The sequence below is a fragment of the Afipia sp. GW823-FHT06G09 genome, assembly GCF_058794875.1.
In genome coordinates, this window is the sequence record NZ_JBXAHF010000008.1 from 56924 (window position 1) to 72354 (window position 15431).

The following is a 15431-nucleotide window of genomic DNA, read 5'->3' on the forward strand; positions in this document are numbered from 1 at the left end:
TGTTGCCTCCCTTATTGGGCTGACGGCGCGGGTTTGATCGCACGCGTGGCATGACGAAGGCGCGCGGCGAGGCTTTCATGCCCGCACGCACTCTGACCTTGCGTGCCAGGGCCGAATCTAACCTCCTCTTCTTCCCACGCAGCGTCGAGTGCAACGAAATCCATTGGATCCGGATCGGGGCCTTTCAGAAGTTCATCGACAATCGCCCGTTGCGGCGCTTCGGCAACGATCGCCACAAGCGTGTCGAAGATAGCCCTATAGCTGGACTTGCGCCGGCCGAGCCGCTCGGCCATTGCGGCCAGGATATGTGCCGGCTGGGCGAGCAGATCACGCGCCGCGGCCACGGGTTGCGTCGACAGGAATTCGAGAAACAGCGGAACAAAGTCCGGCAACTCGGTGGCGGTGATGGAAAAGCCGCCATCTTCGTAGAGCTTCTTCAGATCGACCATGGCCTGCCCCCGGTCGCGGCTTTCACCGTGAACGTGCTCGAACAGATGCAGGGCAAGCGTACGGGTGCGATCGAACAACAGGCCGTAGTCCTCCTGAAGGTCGTAAAGCTCCCCAGTTGCGATTTCATCGATCAGGATGTGAAGCGGGCCCCGCTGGGCGGCCGGCACGAGGTTCTCCGAATCCAGCACTGCTCTGAATTCCGGGGCGGCCATAATCAGATCATGGGAGGGATGGGTGAGAAGCGCCGAAAGGATTTTAAAGGTCTTCATCACAAAACCTCCATCGGTGTTTTGTCCTTGCGCGGCGAACCGAACAGATTCACCTCGGTTTCGCCACCCGAGCATCCGTTACCGAACGTGAAGCCGCATGAGCCGCGCAAATCGTAAGCATCGGCGCCGACTTCGCGATGGGCAGTCGGAATGACAAACCGATCTTCGTAGTTTGCAATCGCCATGATCTTGTACATTTCGTCGATTTGTTCGGCTTTCAGCCCAACCCGCCGGGCAATCGCCTCATCGACGACCCCGTCGATCGTCTTCGCGCGCATGAAGGCGCGCATGGCAAGCATGCGTTCCAGCGCGAGCGTCACCGGCTTCTCGTCCCCTGCGGTCAGCAGGTTGGCGAGATACTTTATTGGAATACGGAGTGACTTGACGTCGGGCATTTCTCCGTCGGAGCCGATCTTGCCGGCAGACGCGGCGGAGGTGATGGGCGACAGCGGCGGGACGTACCACACCATCGGCAGCGTGCGGTATTCCGGATGCAGCGGAAACGCCACCTTCCATTCCATCGCCATTTTCCAGATAGGCGATATCCTGGCTGCTTCCAGCCATGCATGGGGAATGCCCTGCCGCTCCGCCTCCGCGATCACCCCCGGGTCGGCGGGATTCAGAAAAACATCAAGCTGCGCCTGATAAAGATCGCGCTCGTCAGGCATGCTGGCTGCTTCGGCAATCCGATCGGCGTCGTAAAGCACCACGCCGAGATAGCGGATTCGGCCAACGCAGGTTTCCGAACACACGGTCGGCTGGCCAGCCTCGATCCGCGGATAGCAGAAAATGCACTTCTCCGATTTTCCGGACGACCAGTTGTAATAGATTTTCTTGTACGGACATCCCGAGACGCACATGCGCCAGCCGCGGCACTTGTCCTGATCGATCAGGACGATGCCATCCTCTTCACGCTTGTAGATCGCGCCCGAGGGGCACGCAGCAACGCAAGCCGGATTCAAGCAGTGCTCGCACAACCGCGGCAGATACATCATGAAGGTGTTTTCGAACTGGCCGTAAATCTCCTTCTGCACGCCTTCGAAATTCACATCCTTCGAACGCTTGGAAAACTCTCCGCCGAGAATTTCTTCCCAGTTCGGACCCCATTCAATCTTTTCCATGCGTTCGCCGGAAATGAGCGAGCGCGGACGGGCGGTCGGCATCGCCGCCATCTCCGGAGCCTTCTGAAGGTGCTCATAGTCGAAGGTGAATGGCTCGTAGTAGTCATCGATCTCAGGCAAATCAGGATTAGCGAAAATATTCGCCAGCACGCGCCACTTACCGCCGATTCGGGGTGCGATCGAGCCATTGCGCTTGCGCGTCCAGCCTCCTTTCCAGCGCGCCTGATTTTCCCAATCCTTGGGATATCCGATGCCCGGCTTGGTTTCGACGTTATTGAACCATGCGTATTCCATGCCTTCCCGACTGGTCCAGACGTTCTTGCAGGTCACACTGCAAGTATGACATCCGATACACTTGTCGAGATTCAGCACCATTGCGATTTGGGCCCGGATTTTCATTCTGCAGCCTCCAGGGCGGGATTGGTTGTGGCGAGCGGCGTGTCGAGCCAGTCGATACTTGCCATCTTGCGAACAACGACAAATTCATCGCGGTTCGAGCCCACCGTGCCGTAGTAATTGAAGCCATAGGATTGCTGAGCGTATCCGCCGATCATATGCGTCGGCTTGAGCACGACACGAGTTACGGAGTTGTGTATGCCGCCGCGCTGACCGGTCTGCTCGGAGCCCGGCATGTTCACGATCTTCTCCTGGGCATGATACATCATGCACATGCCCTGCTTGACGCGCTGGGAGACCACCGCGCGCGCCACCAGCGCTCCATTGGTGTTGAAGAGTTCGATCCAATCGTTATCAACGATGCCCGCGCCTTTCGCGTCGGTTTCGCTGATCCAGACAATCGGTCCGCCGCGCGACAGCGTGAGCATCAGCAGATTGTCGGTATAGGTGGAATGAATGCCCCACTTCTGGTGCGGCGTAAGGAAGTTCAGCACCATCGTCTTGTTGCCGTTCGGCTTGCGGTCGATCACGGCGTTGACCGATTTGGTGTCGATTGGCGGACGATAGACGCAGAAGCCTTCGCCGAATGCCCGCATCCACAGATGATCCTGATAAAGCTGCTGGCGGCCCGTAAGCGTCCGCCACGGGATCAGTTCGTGGACGTTGGTGTAACAGGCGTTGTAACAGACCTTTTCCGACTCCAGTCCGGACCATATCGGCGACGAAATGATCTTGCGCGGCTGCGCCACGACATCGCGAAAGCGGATCTTTTCATCCTCCTTCGGTATCGCGAGATGGGCATGATCGCGACCGGTGAAGCCGCCGAGCGAATTCCAGGCCTTGACCGCAACCTCCCCGTTGGTTTCCGGCGCGAGGCTCAACAAGACTTCGCAGGCATCGATGTCCGTATGGATACGCGCGAGGCCCTTACTCGGCCCCTCCTCGGTCACCATGCCATTCAGGTGCTTGAGCAGGTCGACTTCATGCTCGGTATTCCAAGTCATGCCCTTGCCGCCGTTGCCGAGCTTGCCCATCAACGGCCCGAGCGACGTAAACTGCTTGTAGATGTTAGGATAGTCGCGATCGACCACCGTGACTGCAGGCATGGTCTTGCCCGGGATCGGATCGATCTCGCCCTTCTTCCAGTCCTTCACGTCGAAGGGCTGTGCGATTTCTCCCACCGTATCGTGCATGATCGGCGTGAGGACGATGTCCTTTTCAGCACCAAGCACTTCAGGTGCAACCTTGGAAAACGATTTGGCAATGCCCTTGTAAATGTCCCAATCGCTGCGCGAATCCCACACCGGATCGATCGCCGCCGTCAGAGGATGAATGAAGGGATGCATGTCAGACGTGTTGAGATCGTTTTTCTCGTACCAGGTCGCGGTCGGCAGCACGATGTCCGAGTACATGCAGGTCGTGGACATGCGGAAGTCGAGCGTGACAAGAAGATCGAGTTTTCCCTCTGGCGCGTCCTCGTGCCACACGACGTCGGCCGGCTTCTTTTTGCCGTCCTTGCCGAGATCCCTGCCCATCACGCCGTGGCTGGTGCCAAGCAGGTGCTTCAGGAAATATTCGTGACCTTTGCCGGATGCTCCGAGGAGATTGGAACGCCAGACAAACATGTTGCGCGGCCAGTTCTTCGGATTATCCGGATCGTCACAGGCGAGCTTCAACTCGCCCGATTTCAGGGCCTTCGCGATATAATCCTTTGCCTCCAGTCCGGAAGCTGCGGCCTGCTTGGACACCTCGATCGGATTGGCCTGAAGCTGCGGAGCGGACGGCAGCCAGCCCATGCGTTCTGCTCGCACATTATAATCGATCAATGCGCCATCCCACGGACCTGCCGGCGCAGTCGGTGACAGAACTTCCTTTACGTCCAGCGTCTCATAACGCCACTGGTCGGTATGTGCGTAGAACGCGGAAGTCGAATTCATCTGGCGAGGCGGACGGTTCCAGTCAAGGCCGAAAGCCAACGGCAGCCACCCGCTTTGCGGCCGCAGCTTTTCCTGTCCGACATAGTGCGACCAGCCACCACCCGATTGGCCAACACATCCGCATATCACCAGCATATTGATGATTCCGCGGTAATTCATATCCATGTGGTACCAGTGGTTCAGACCGGCGCCGACAATCACCATCGAGCGACCACCCGTCTTCTCGGCGTTCAACGCGAATTCTCGCGCCACCGTGATGATCTGATCGCGCGGCACGCCGCTGATCTTTTCCGCCCAGGCCGGCGTGTAAGGCTCCACGTCGTCGAAGTTCTCGGCGATATGAGTGCCCCCCAAGCCCCGATCGACGCCGTAGTTGGCAACGAATAGATCGAACACCGATGCGACGACCGTTTCGCCGTCCGCAAGCTGGAGCGTCTTCACCGGAACGTTGCGCATCAACACGTCCGGGTGATCGGTGCCAAGGAAATGATCGTGCTCGCGGTTACCGAAATACGGAAATCCGACCAAAGCAACGCCATCCTGGATGTCCATCAGCGACAGCCGAAGTTTCGTCTTCCGGCCGTCAGCCGTTCTCTCCTCGAGATTCCAGTTGCCCTTCTCACCCCACCGGAATCCGATCGTTCCATTCGGCGCAACGATCTCACCGGAATTTTCGTCGTAGGCGACGGTCTTCCATTCCGGATTATTGGTCTCACCCAACTTCTTGTCGAAATCGGATGCACGGATGAAGCGCTCCGGAACATAGTACTCGCCTTGCTTTACTAGACGCACCAACATCGGCATGTCGGTGTATTGCCGCGCGTAATCGTTGAAGTACTTCGCCTGTCGGTCGATATGGAATTCACGCAGGATGACGTGGCCCATTGCCATGGCAAGGGCGGCGTCGGTACCCTGCTTCGGCGATACCCACAGATCGGCGAATTTCGACGCTTCGGAATAATCCGGACAGATCACGACGCTCTTGGCGCCCTTGTAGCGAACCTCGGTATAGAAATGAGCATCCGGCGTACGTGTCTGCGGAACGTTGGAGCCCCACAAGATGAGAAAGCCCGAATTATACCAGTCTGCGCTTTCCGGCACGTCCGTCTGCTCACCCCAAGTCTGCGGGGACGCCGGCGGCAGGTCGCAATACCAGTCGTAGAACGACATGCACACGCCACCGAGCAGAGAGAGATAGCGCGCACCGGCGGCATAGCTCACCATCGACATCGCCGGAATTGGCGAGAAACCAAAAATGCGATCCGGCCCGTAACTCTTGACGGTGTAGGCGTTCGCCGCGGCAACGATCTCGTTGACCTCGTCCCAACTCGCGCGCACGAAACCGCCGAGACCCCGCTTCTTGGTATAGGACGCGCGCTTCTCGGGATTCTCGACGATCGATCTCCACGCCGCGACCGGCGTCATCATCACCCGCGCGTTACGCCATAATTTCAGCAGCCGGGAACGTACCAGGGGATACTTTACGCGATTTCCGGAATAGAGATACCAGCTGTAGCTTGCGCCGCGTGCGCATCCCCGCGGCTCGTGGTTGGGCAGATCGGGCCGAGTCCGCGGATAATCTGTCTGTTGAGTCTCCCAAGTGACAATACCGCCCTTGACGTAGACCTTCCACGAACAGGAACCCGTGCAATTGACCCCATGTGTGGAGCGAACGACCTTGTCGTGCTGCCAGCGCTTTCGGTACCCGTCTTCCCACGATCTATCTTCTGTCGTCGTGATGCCGTGGCCGTCCGCGAACTCGGCGTTCGCGCGTGTAAAAAACGTAAGCCGGTCAAGAAAATGGCTCATCGTTTCTCTCCTTACTGAGCTGGCTGGGTGACGGACGTCGCTGCGCCACGCCGTTCGATGTCATAAAGCAGGCCGCCCTTGCGGGTGTAGACGACCCAAGTGATCAAGACGCACGTGACGTAAAAGAAGAAGAAACCCCATAGCGCCGCCTGCACGCCGCCGGTGAGATCGATCGAAGTGCCGTAAGACTTCGGAATGAAGAATGCGCCGAACGCTGCGATGGCTGACGTGAAGCCGGTAATTGCAGCGGATTCCTTTTCTGCCTGACGCATGCGTGTCGTAACATCGGCACCCGGCATCAAGCGATCGATCTCCTTGCGCATGATGTTCGGGATCATCTGGAAAGTCGACGCATTGCCAACGCCCGTCGCGAAGAACAGGAACAGGAACATGGCGAAGAAGCCCCAGAACGCTCCCGGCTGATCCTTGATGCCGATAAAGTAAAGAATTCCGACAACCCCGATCATCATCGCCACGAACACCCACAGCGTGACGCGCCCCCCACCGCACCTGTCGGCGATCCAGCCGGTCGCGGAGCGCGACAGGGCACCAACCAGTGGTCCCAGGAAGACGAACGGCAGAGCATCAATTGCGGGGAACTGCGTCTTTGCCAGCAGCGGGAAGCCCGCCGAGTAGCCAATGAACGAACCGAAGGTACCGGTATAGAGCCAACACATAATCCAGTTGTGCTTACGCTGAAAAATAACAGCCTGGTCAGCGAAGGACGCTTGCGCCGAGGCGATGTCGTTCATCCCGAACCATGCAGCGAAAGCACTCACGGCAATGAACGGCACCCAGATGAAGCCGGCGTTCTGCAACCACAGCGGCGTCTGCTGCGTTCCACTCGTCACCATAGCCGGATCGCCGCCAATCCAGCCGAACACACCCGCCGTAATCACAAGCGGCACCACGAATTGCACGGTGCTGACCCCGAGATTGCCGAGCCCCGCATTGAGCGCGAGAGCATTGCCCTTTTCGGAGCGCGGGAAGAAGAACGAGATATTCGCCATCGACGAAGCGAAGTTTCCTCCGCCCAGCCCGCACAGCAGCGCAAGCACGAGGAACAGGGCGTAAGGTGTCGACGGATTCTGCACGGCATAGCCGATGCCGACAGCCGGAATCATCAATGACCAGGTCGCCAGCGTGGTCCACAACCGTCCCCCGAAGATCGGCACCATGAACGAATAGAAAATACGCAGCACAGCGCCGGAAATGCCCGGCAACGCAGCCAGCCAGAACAACTCGGCCGTGGTGAATTTGAAGCCGACCGCCGGCAGTTTCGCCACGACCACCGACCACACCTGCCAGATCGCGAACGAGAGCAGCAGTGAAGGGATCGATATCCATAGATTGCGCCGCGCAATAGCCCGTCCGGTCGTATCCCAGAACGTCTTGTCCTCGGGACGCCAGTCGGTCAGCACGGCTCCGGACAGAGCACCGATATGTTCCGGCTTATGGATTTCTACCATTTCCGGCAATTCGGGCAGCTTTTTCAGCGCTTCGGCAGAAGCACCGCGCTCCATCTGCCGGATAGCAAGATGCATCCAGGCAAGCGATGCGGCCACCAGAACGAACAGCAGCATGAAGCAGCTCGTCCACAGCCCCGTGAGATCGCTCAACACGCCGAACACGATCGGAAGCACGAATCCGCCGAGTCCGCCGATCATACCAACAAGTCCGCCGACAGCGCCGACGTGCTTTGGATAATAAACCGGGATGTGCTTGAACACGGCCGCCTTGCCGAGCGCCATGAAGAAGCCGAGCACGAACACAGTAACGGTGAAGGGCACAAGGCCCATTTCCATGTGGAAACTCACCGGCCCCGACACGGTCCGCACGATGTAATCGGTTGGCGGATAGGACAGGATGAAAGTACAGATTACGCCGACGAGGAATGTCCAGTACATCACCCGCCGCGCGCCATATCGGTCCGACAGATGTCCGCCATAGGCACGGAATACGCTGGCGGGAAACGAGAACATGGCCGCGACCATGCCCGCCGTTTTGACGTTCACGCCGTAGACGTTGATCAGATACTGCGGCAGCCATAGCGAAAGGGCGACAAACGCACCGAACACGAAGAAGTAGTAGAGCGAAAAACGCCAGACCTGGATGTTCTTGAGCGACTCAAGCTCCAGCCACGCACTCTTCGGCTTCTCATGATTTCTGCGACGTTCGAGAACAACGGGGTCCTCCTGTGAGAACAGCCAGAAGATGATGCCCATCGCGCCGATCGCCAGCGCCCAGACCTGAGCAACGGTCTGCCAACCGTAAGCAACCAGTACGAACGGCGCCACGAACTTGGTGACCGCAGCTCCGACATTCCCCGCGCCGAAAATGCCGAGCGCCGTCCCCTGCTTGCCTGCCGGATAGAAACGAGACACGTAGGCGACACCAACCGCAAACGAGCCGCCGGCGATCCCGACGAAGAGTGCTGCAATCAGAAACTGCGGATAGGTATGAGCCCATGTCAGCATGTAAGTTGCGATCGCCGCCGCCAGCATGACAACCGTGTAAATGCGTCTGCCACCGTATTGATCGGTCCACACGCCGAGGACCAGCCGGATCAGCGAGCCGCTCAAAATGGGCGTGCCGACCAAAAGCCCGAACTGGGTTTCGTTAAGACCTAATTCCTGCTTGATGCGGATGCCAATGATCGAGAAAATCGTCCAAACCGCAAAGCAGATCGTGAAGGCAACGGTCGAAAGCCAAAGCGCTCGACCTGGAGCCGTATCGACTGGACTTGACCCGTTCATAGTGCATCTCCAAACCTGTATGGATTGGAGATCACTTCTCAGGGCCGGAATTGATTTGCGCTGGATCAAGCTGAGGTCATCAGCCGTGACTTATATAAAAATTGGCATTGTTGCTTGACGTTATACACATTATGAAATGATGTTTGTTGCACTCACAATTGATAAACATCACAATATCCCGGCAACCTTGATACGGAGCGATGCCGTTGCGTCCCCATGAGCTCCAACAGTTGCAGGAATTGCCGCTGTTCTCCGAAATGAGCCCGACAAGTCTGGAGGGTTTGCTGGATGCTGCGCTGCTCCAGCAATTTCCTGCTGGCATCGACCTGATCCACGAGGGGGCTCAAGCCGACTTCCTGCATGTGCTGATCGACGGTCTCGCCGAGATCTATACCGAGCAGGATGGCGCAGAATGGGGCATCTCTCTGGTCAGTCCGGTTTCCACGTTCATTCTCGCAGCTATCGTCAGTGACCAACCGTACTTGAACTCGGCAAGAACCTTGATCGAATCGCGTGTGCTTTTGATCCCAGCAAAGCGGGTTCGTGAAATTTTCGATAAGGACGTTGCCTTTGCACGTATCGTCGCAAAGGAACTTGCGTTCGCTTACCGCGGATCGGTCAAGAAGCTCAAAGGATACATGGCAAGATCTAGCGTTGAACGGCTTGCCAACTGGATATTGGCTGAGGCTCAAAAGGACAGTCATCAAGGAAACGTCGTTATTCCGTTCGACCGCGGCACGTTGGCCTCGCATATCGGCACCACGCGGGAAAACCTGTCGCGAAATCTCGCATATCTGACGGACCACGGTGTCCGGATTCGAGGGCGTGAGATCGTGATCGACGACAAGGATCAACTCGCCGTCTTAGCGCGTCCACAGTGGCTCATCGACGATCCGACATCGTAGAACACACGACGATTATTGGTTTTCCAAAGTATTTCCGCAGAGGTTGGTTGATCTGCTCCCTTTAAAGTGGTCCTCAAGTATGATTTTCGGATGGGGGATGAGATCGATGGCGAGGAAGAGGCATCCGGCTGAAGAGATCGTTGCAAAGCTTCGACAGAATCGGGCGAGCTTCGGTCTACCGAGCGCTTGGATCGTAACGGGTCAGCGACGCATCAATATTCTCGATTGAATGCTGGAATCGTAATGCCAATACTACTCCGGTTCACTAGTTGACGAGTGACTTGTATAACTCAAGCATTTCCGGAAGAGACTTGCTCAATCGTTCTGCCGCCCTTATGGCAAATACTTTTTCGCCAGTGGATGAGAGTCTTCTCAGCAGTTGCTTCAACTTATCGTCCATATCATACGATAGACTGCTTGCCCCAAGCATTCGCTCTAAAATTTCAACCACCGCTTTGGGGTTCGTATCATGTAGACGGACAAATTCTCGACAAAACGGTATGCGTTATAATTTGCATTAACGTACGGTGCGGTGGCTAGAAGTATAGGCGAATGCGATTCCAGCAATATGAGCGTCAAATTGCTCCGCAATGGACATCGCAAAGTCACTTGCATGATCCCGCACTGCATCTTGCTCGATATTGAGAATGATATCCTTAATCATGCAATTCTCCAGAAAGCCGATAATGAGGAGTGTGCGCCCTCCCCGGTCGCGGGATTGACGCATATCAAGAAGTCAGCCTTTGGGAGCGAGGAGCGACCGGCGACAACATTGATTTGGATCAGATACGGTCTGACGGAACATGCTGTTTTTAAGCATGGAACATTTGGTTGCACCGTCCGGCACAATTCCGCGCTCCCGGCTCAAGATTCGCTTCTCGAATATCGACACGGGCCGAGAGAATGTCGTGATCGTATCACGGCATTCTCATGCTTTGCGTCCGGACGTCTTCCGGGGATTCAGCAGGATTGAGCTACGTTGCGGAGACAAGTCGCTTCTCGCAACCTTGTTGATAACTGACGACGACGCTGTCGTGGGTTCGGATGAACTCGGCCTCGCCGCTCCTGCATTTCGCCGCCTGAACGAGCCTGAGGGCACGCTCGTAAGCATCTCCCCCGCCCCGCTGCCAGCCAGCCTCGATGCCGTTCGCGCCAAGATTGAGGGACACAGATTGGATCCGCGGCAGATTCAAGCCATCGTCGATGATCTGGTCCACTATCGTTACTCCGATGTGGAAATTGCTGCGTTCTTGATTGGATGCGCCCGATTTCTGACAACAGAGGAATTGCTCGCACTGACCCGCGCGATGGCGGCGGCCGGAACGCAACTTCGTTGGCAGCAAAATATTGTCGTCGACAAGCATTGCATCGGCGGCATTCCCGGCAACCGGACATCGATGATCGTTGTTCCGATCGTGGCGGCGCACGGACTGCCAATACCGAAGACATCGTCACGCGCGATCACTTCGCCGGCAGGGACCGCAGATACCATGGAAATGCTGGCGCGTGTCGATATCGGCATCTCGGAAATGAAGAATATTGTTGCGAGCTGTAACGGCTGCCTGATCTGGGGCGGGCACGTCAATCTCTCTCCTGCTGACGATATCCTGATTTCCGTTGAGCGCATGCTGAGTCTTGATACAAATGAGCAGATGGTTGCTTCAATCATGTCGAAGAAGCTGGCGGCAGGCGTTACACATCTGCTGATCGATATTCCCATAGGTCCTTCGTCGAAAGTCACAAACGTAGGCGATGCACTGCGTCTCCGGAAACTCTTTGAGCTTGTCGGATCAAGTTTCGGTATCGCAGTCGATGTCGTCACCACCGACGGCCGCCAGCCGGTAGGTTACGGCATCGGCCCAGCACTCGAGGCTGACGATGTCATGGCCGTTCTGGAGAACCGACAGGATGCGCCGGCGGATTTGCGGGAGAAATCACTGACACTTGCCGCGCAACTGTTGGAATATGATCCGGATCTGCGAGGGGGCGCCGGCTACTCCAGAGCGCGCGAACTTCTGGAGAGCGGCGCAGCCTTGAAAAAAATGCGAGACATAATTGCCGCGCAGGGCCCCTCCGTCTGCGCCGCCGAGCCTGGCCCTATGCAAAGTGATGTGCTCGCAAGAACAGACGGCACCGTGGCCGAAATTGACTGCTTAAGAATAAATCGTATTGCGCGTACAGCGGGTGCGCCAATCGACAAAGGAGCAGGAATCAAAATTATAAAAAAGATCGGCGAACACGTTTATCGAACGGAGCCCTTATATCGAATCTATTCATGCGATCCCTCGGGATACGATCTCGCGATCCAGGCTGCTGCCGATAATTCCGGCTTCACAATCAGATAAGGCGCCTCATGGATAGAGTTTGCCTTCAATACATTGAAAGTTCGGCGGGACCCGCAACACGCCTGGCTTTACGGTTGGGCTTGGTCGCCAGACCAATCGACATTCATCGATTTCCAGACGGCGAATTGCGCGTGACTGCGGCCGCTGCGGCTGAGACGACCATAATCCATGCATCGCTCGACCAGCCAAATGAGAAACTGATCTCGCTACTGCTGGCTGCGGAAGCTCTGCATCGTAATGGTACAACCCGGTTAGTACTCATCGCGCCGTATCTTTGCTACATGCGACAAGATGCTGCGTTTCACAGAAATGAAGCCCTCAGCCAGAAGGTCGTCGGGGAACTTCTGTCGGGGACTTTCGACCGGGTAATTACCATTGACGCTCATCTTCACCGCATAAAAGACATCCGCTCAATTTTTAAGTCGATTGAAGCCGAAAACTTGTCTGCAGCACCAGCCATAGCAAGTTATTTGCAAGGCTTGCCTCTTGATCCTGCGACCGTCGTGTTTGGGCCCGATGAGGAATCCCGGAATTGGGTAAGGAATCTTGCCGGTCGACTGGGCCTCGATTTTGCTGTCGCAGAGAAGACCCGTGATGGCGATCAATCGGTAAGGATCACTCTTCCAGACCGGGAGTTTCGCGGACGCCCTGCTCTGCTCGTCGATGATATCGTGTCCTCCGGCGGCACATTGATGGCTTGCTCACGCGCCCTTAGATCCGCTGGCGTTGAAGCTATCGATGCCGTCGTCACTCATGCGCTGTTTCCCGCAAGCCGGATTGGTGAATTCGTCCAAGCCGGCATTCGTTCCATCCGGTCAACTGACAGCGTACAGCATCCAACGAATGTCGTCTTTCTCGATTCCACGCTCGCTGACGCTTTGCGCAATGAATTTGGCGAAGGTGTAGAGAAGGGCTCGTCATCATGAGTGTGACCATCCAGTTTTGCGGTGCCGCTCACACCGTCACCGGATCATGTTATCTGTTTACAACAACCAGAGCTCGTTTTCTGATCGACTGCGGTCTCTTTCAGGGCCAAAAAACGCTGAAGGCATTGAACTACGGCGACTTTCCCTTCAGGCCTTCAGACCTCGATGTCGTTCTTCTGACCCATGCTCACATAGATCACAGTGGCCTGTTGCCGAAGCTGGTGAAAGAGCATTTCGCGGGTCGCATTGTGGCGACCCGGGGAACAATTGATCTGTGCTCCTACATGCTGCCTGACGCGGGCGGTATTCACGAAATGGAGGTTGTCACATTGAACCGGCGAAATCTCGCTCGCGGCAGGCCTGCGATTTCTCCGATCTATACGAAATCCGATGCGGTATCGTCGCTCGCTTCATTTCAGCCGGTCGAGTACGAAACCTGGTTTGATGCGGCTCCAGGAGTTCGCGCACGCTACTGGAATGCGGGGCACCTGCTCGGTTCAGCCTCGATCGAACTTGAGATTTCCGACGAGGCGAAGTCAGGCTCTCCCCTACGCATACTCATGTCCGGAGACATAGGACCCGACGTCAAGCTTTTGCAGCCACCGCCGCACGCTCCTGCGGAGTTTGATTACGTCATTTCCGAGTCAACCTACGGCAATGTTGATCGTCCGCCGACATCAAACGTGTTACGTCGTCAAAGGCTCGCGAAGGAAATTTCCGACGCTGCTGCCGCCAACGGCGCCCTGATCATTCCTTCGTTCGCGGTGGAACGCACTCAGGAATTACTCGTCGACATCATCGACTTGATGGAACGGGAACAAGTGCCTGCCGGCTTAGTATTTCTCGATTCTCCATTGGCGATCCGGGCAACGGAGGTATTCCGTCAACATGCATCAGAACTTGATGGCGGAGTCGATATCTCGCAGATCCTGCAGTCCTCGCATTTACGTTTTTCCGAAACATCCGACGAGAGTAAAGCGATTGAGAAACTCTCTGGGTTTCACATCATCATTTCAGCGAGTGGCATGTGCGACGCAGGCCGCATCCGGCATCACCTCAAGAACTGGCTATGGCGCCGCAATGCGACTGTGCTCCTGGTTGGATTTCAGGCACAGGGAACTCTCGGCCGCTTCCTTTGGGATGGGGCAAAGGCCGTACGCATCCAGGGGGAAGAAGTTCACGTCGCGGCCCGGATCAGATCGATGGACGATTACTCGGGTCACGCCGACGGACCAGAACTCGAACAGTGGATTTCTGACAGGCGCCCAATTCGCCGGGGTCTCTTCCTAGTCCATGGAGAAGATGATGCGCTGACGGGCCTGCAGCAGCGGCTTGGGCGGAACGCCTTTCCAGAGGCCCGTATTCATGTGCCGGTGCTGGACGAGGTCTACGAACTGATGGGGCCCGTCCCGAAATCTATCGATTCGACGCGAAGGCGGCGCCTGACACCCGATGCCGTCGTCAAGCTGGATTGGCACAATGATATGTCGAAGCTCATCCTGGACATCAACGAAAAGATCGACGATGCGGCGGACGACCGGGCGCGCGGCGTCATTATCAGGCGATTGCGGCGAGCGCTCGACGATGAAGCTTAAAAAAGGCCGTCAGCCCGCGCGGCGCATCAACACGGCCCGCTAAAGCGGCTGTAATCATTTATCTAAATGCGCGAATTCATCAAACGGCTAAATGCGAATTGGGTAGCTAATCCACCCGCCGTTTAGAATTTGTGAGTTGAAATTTTCCCCACCGCTGCTGAGATTAAGGCTTTCCACCCGTTGGAGCGGCGTCATGGAACGCTTCATTCACAACGAGAATATACGGCGTTATCGAAAGCTGCTTGAGGAAGAAAAGGACGAGGAAAAGAGGAACGTCATTCGCAAACTTCTCGCAGATGAAGAGGCGAGGCAGATTCCCAATCCAGCGGTCCAAAGCGATAGGTCAAGAGGCACCGAAACAGACGCTGAGCAGTCTTAGGTTCCAATTTGACCTGCGTATTATCTAACCTCAAACATAATCATACCCATCACCGTTTCGATTAGCCGTCGGCTCTATCGGTGACTGGGATGTTGCGCCCCTGCCGCCTGCTCCGACATCGGTCATGCCAACCCGCGCTTAGAACGCTGCATTTATTGCGCCTATGTGCCTCGAGATGCGCCAGATGGCGCTTAAAGCAAGACTTTTTGAACTAGCCTTCGTTTTGGACATTGCAAGCCTTGAAGCATCCCTGCAAGAACTTGGAAAGGCTCGCCACGTTACAACCGCGCGACGAGGCAGGGCTTTGCTGCGCATAATCGCATGACTTTGGGAGCATTGCCCGTGGCCAAAGCGAGATTGGCCCCGGGGGTGCCTCCTCAAGTAGACACGCACTGCCCGGATCGGCTGGTGTAGCGCGAGACCCCGGTTTAGCCGGATAAGCCAATCGAGTGATACTGGTGATTGACCGATATCAAACACCAAGGATTGGCCTTTAATTTACATTTCCCGCCTCAAAACAAGGAGTGCGGAGATGTACAGCCC

Annotated in this window: 10 protein-coding genes; 5 read left to right on the forward strand and 5 right to left on the reverse strand. The window is 56.4% G+C overall.

Annotated features, from left to right (window positions below; genetic code table 11):
* Positions 1–11: 11 nt before the first annotated feature.
* From narJ to AC1Q67_RS25260, 4 genes are read right to left on the reverse strand one after another with little or no spacing between them, the layout of a single operon-like run.
* Complete coding sequence (narJ, locus tag AC1Q67_RS25245) at positions 12–719, reverse strand: nitrate reductase molybdenum cofactor assembly chaperone (RefSeq protein WP_492237940.1); 708 nt, start codon at positions 717–719, stop codon at positions 12–14.
* A complete protein-coding gene (gene narH, locus AC1Q67_RS25250) occupies positions 719–2239 on the reverse strand; it encodes a nitrate reductase subunit beta (RefSeq protein ID WP_492237938.1) in 1521 nt (506 codons plus the stop codon). The genes narJ and narH overlap by 1 nt, the downstream gene beginning before the upstream one ends.
* Positions 2236–5982 carry a nitrate reductase subunit alpha gene (locus AC1Q67_RS25255; RefSeq protein ID WP_492237936.1) on the reverse strand — a complete coding sequence of 1249 codons (3747 nt, stop codon included), beginning with the start codon at positions 5980–5982 and terminating at the stop codon, positions 2236–2238. The genes narH and AC1Q67_RS25255 overlap by 4 nt, the downstream gene beginning before the upstream one ends.
* Positions 5983–5993: 11 nt before the next feature.
* Entirely contained in the window at positions 5994–8738 is a 2745-nt protein-coding gene (locus AC1Q67_RS25260) for a nitrate/nitrite transporter (protein ID WP_492237934.1), read from the reverse strand.
* 200 nt (positions 8739–8938) lie between these two features.
* On the opposite strand from AC1Q67_RS25260, the gene AC1Q67_RS25265 reads away from it, so the two are divergent.
* Positions 8939–9643 carry a helix-turn-helix domain-containing protein gene (locus tag AC1Q67_RS25265; RefSeq protein WP_492237932.1) on the forward strand — a complete coding sequence of 235 codons (705 nt, stop codon included), beginning with the start codon at positions 8939–8941 and terminating at the stop codon, positions 9641–9643.
* A 517-nt stretch (positions 9644–10160) separates the two neighbouring features.
* Here the strand turns inward: AC1Q67_RS25265 and AC1Q67_RS25270 are convergent.
* Positions 10161–10307, reverse strand: a complete 147-nt coding sequence (locus AC1Q67_RS25270) for a hypothetical protein (protein WP_492237930.1) — start codon at positions 10305–10307, stop codon at positions 10161–10163.
* A 139-nt stretch (positions 10308–10446) separates the two neighbouring features.
* Between AC1Q67_RS25270 and AC1Q67_RS25275 the strand changes: the two genes are divergently transcribed.
* From AC1Q67_RS25275 to AC1Q67_RS25290, 4 genes are all read left to right on the forward strand, one after another.
* Positions 10447–11988: a thymidine phosphorylase family protein gene (locus AC1Q67_RS25275; protein WP_492237928.1), complete on the forward strand. Its 1542-nt coding sequence runs from the start codon at positions 10447–10449 to the stop codon at positions 11986–11988.
* An 8-nt stretch (positions 11989–11996) separates the two neighbouring features.
* Entirely contained in the window at positions 11997–12914 is a 918-nt protein-coding gene (locus AC1Q67_RS25280) for a ribose-phosphate diphosphokinase (RefSeq protein ID WP_492237927.1), read from the forward strand.
* Complete coding sequence (locus tag AC1Q67_RS25285) at positions 12911–14509, forward strand: MBL fold metallo-hydrolase (protein WP_492237925.1); 1599 nt, start codon at positions 12911–12913, stop codon at positions 14507–14509. The genes AC1Q67_RS25280 and AC1Q67_RS25285 overlap by 4 nt, the downstream gene beginning before the upstream one ends.
* Before the next feature lie 193 nt (positions 14510–14702).
* Entirely contained in the window at positions 14703–14888 is a 186-nt protein-coding gene (locus tag AC1Q67_RS25290; RefSeq protein WP_492237923.1) for a hypothetical protein, read from the forward strand.
* Positions 14889–15431: the final 543 nt, after the last annotated feature.

What these genes read in the sequence shown, in the direction of transcription:
- AC1Q67_RS25290 (WP_492237923.1), top strand. Translation starts at nt 14,703, where the DNA reads ATGGAACGCTTCATTCACAACGAGAATATACGGCGTTATCGAAAGCTG.
- AC1Q67_RS25280 (WP_492237927.1), top strand. Translation starts at nt 11,997, where the DNA reads ATGGATAGAGTTTGCCTTCAATACATTGAAAGTTCGGCGGGACCCGCA.
- AC1Q67_RS25275 (WP_492237928.1), top strand. Translation starts at nt 10,447, where the DNA reads ATGCTGTTTTTAAGCATGGAACATTTGGTTGCACCGTCCGGCACAATT.
- AC1Q67_RS25260 (WP_492237934.1), bottom strand. Translation starts at nt 8,738, where the DNA reads ATGAACGGGTCAAGTCCAGTCGATACGGCTCCAGGTCGAGCGCTTTGG.
- AC1Q67_RS25265 (WP_492237932.1), top strand. Translation starts at nt 8,939, where the DNA reads ATGCCGTTGCGTCCCCATGAGCTCCAACAGTTGCAGGAATTGCCGCTG.
- narJ (WP_492237940.1), bottom strand. Translation starts at nt 719, where the DNA reads ATGAAGACCTTTAAAATCCTTTCGGCGCTTCTCACCCATCCCTCCCAT.
- AC1Q67_RS25270 (WP_492237930.1), bottom strand. Translation starts at nt 10,307, where the DNA reads ATGATTAAGGATATCATTCTCAATATCGAGCAAGATGCAGTGCGGGAT.
- narH (WP_492237938.1), bottom strand. Translation starts at nt 2,239, where the DNA reads ATGAAAATCCGGGCCCAAATCGCAATGGTGCTGAATCTCGACAAGTGT.
- AC1Q67_RS25255 (WP_492237936.1), bottom strand. Translation starts at nt 5,982, where the DNA reads ATGAGCCATTTTCTTGACCGGCTTACGTTTTTTACACGCGCGAACGCC.
- AC1Q67_RS25285 (WP_492237925.1), top strand. Translation starts at nt 12,911, where the DNA reads ATGAGTGTGACCATCCAGTTTTGCGGTGCCGCTCACACCGTCACCGGA.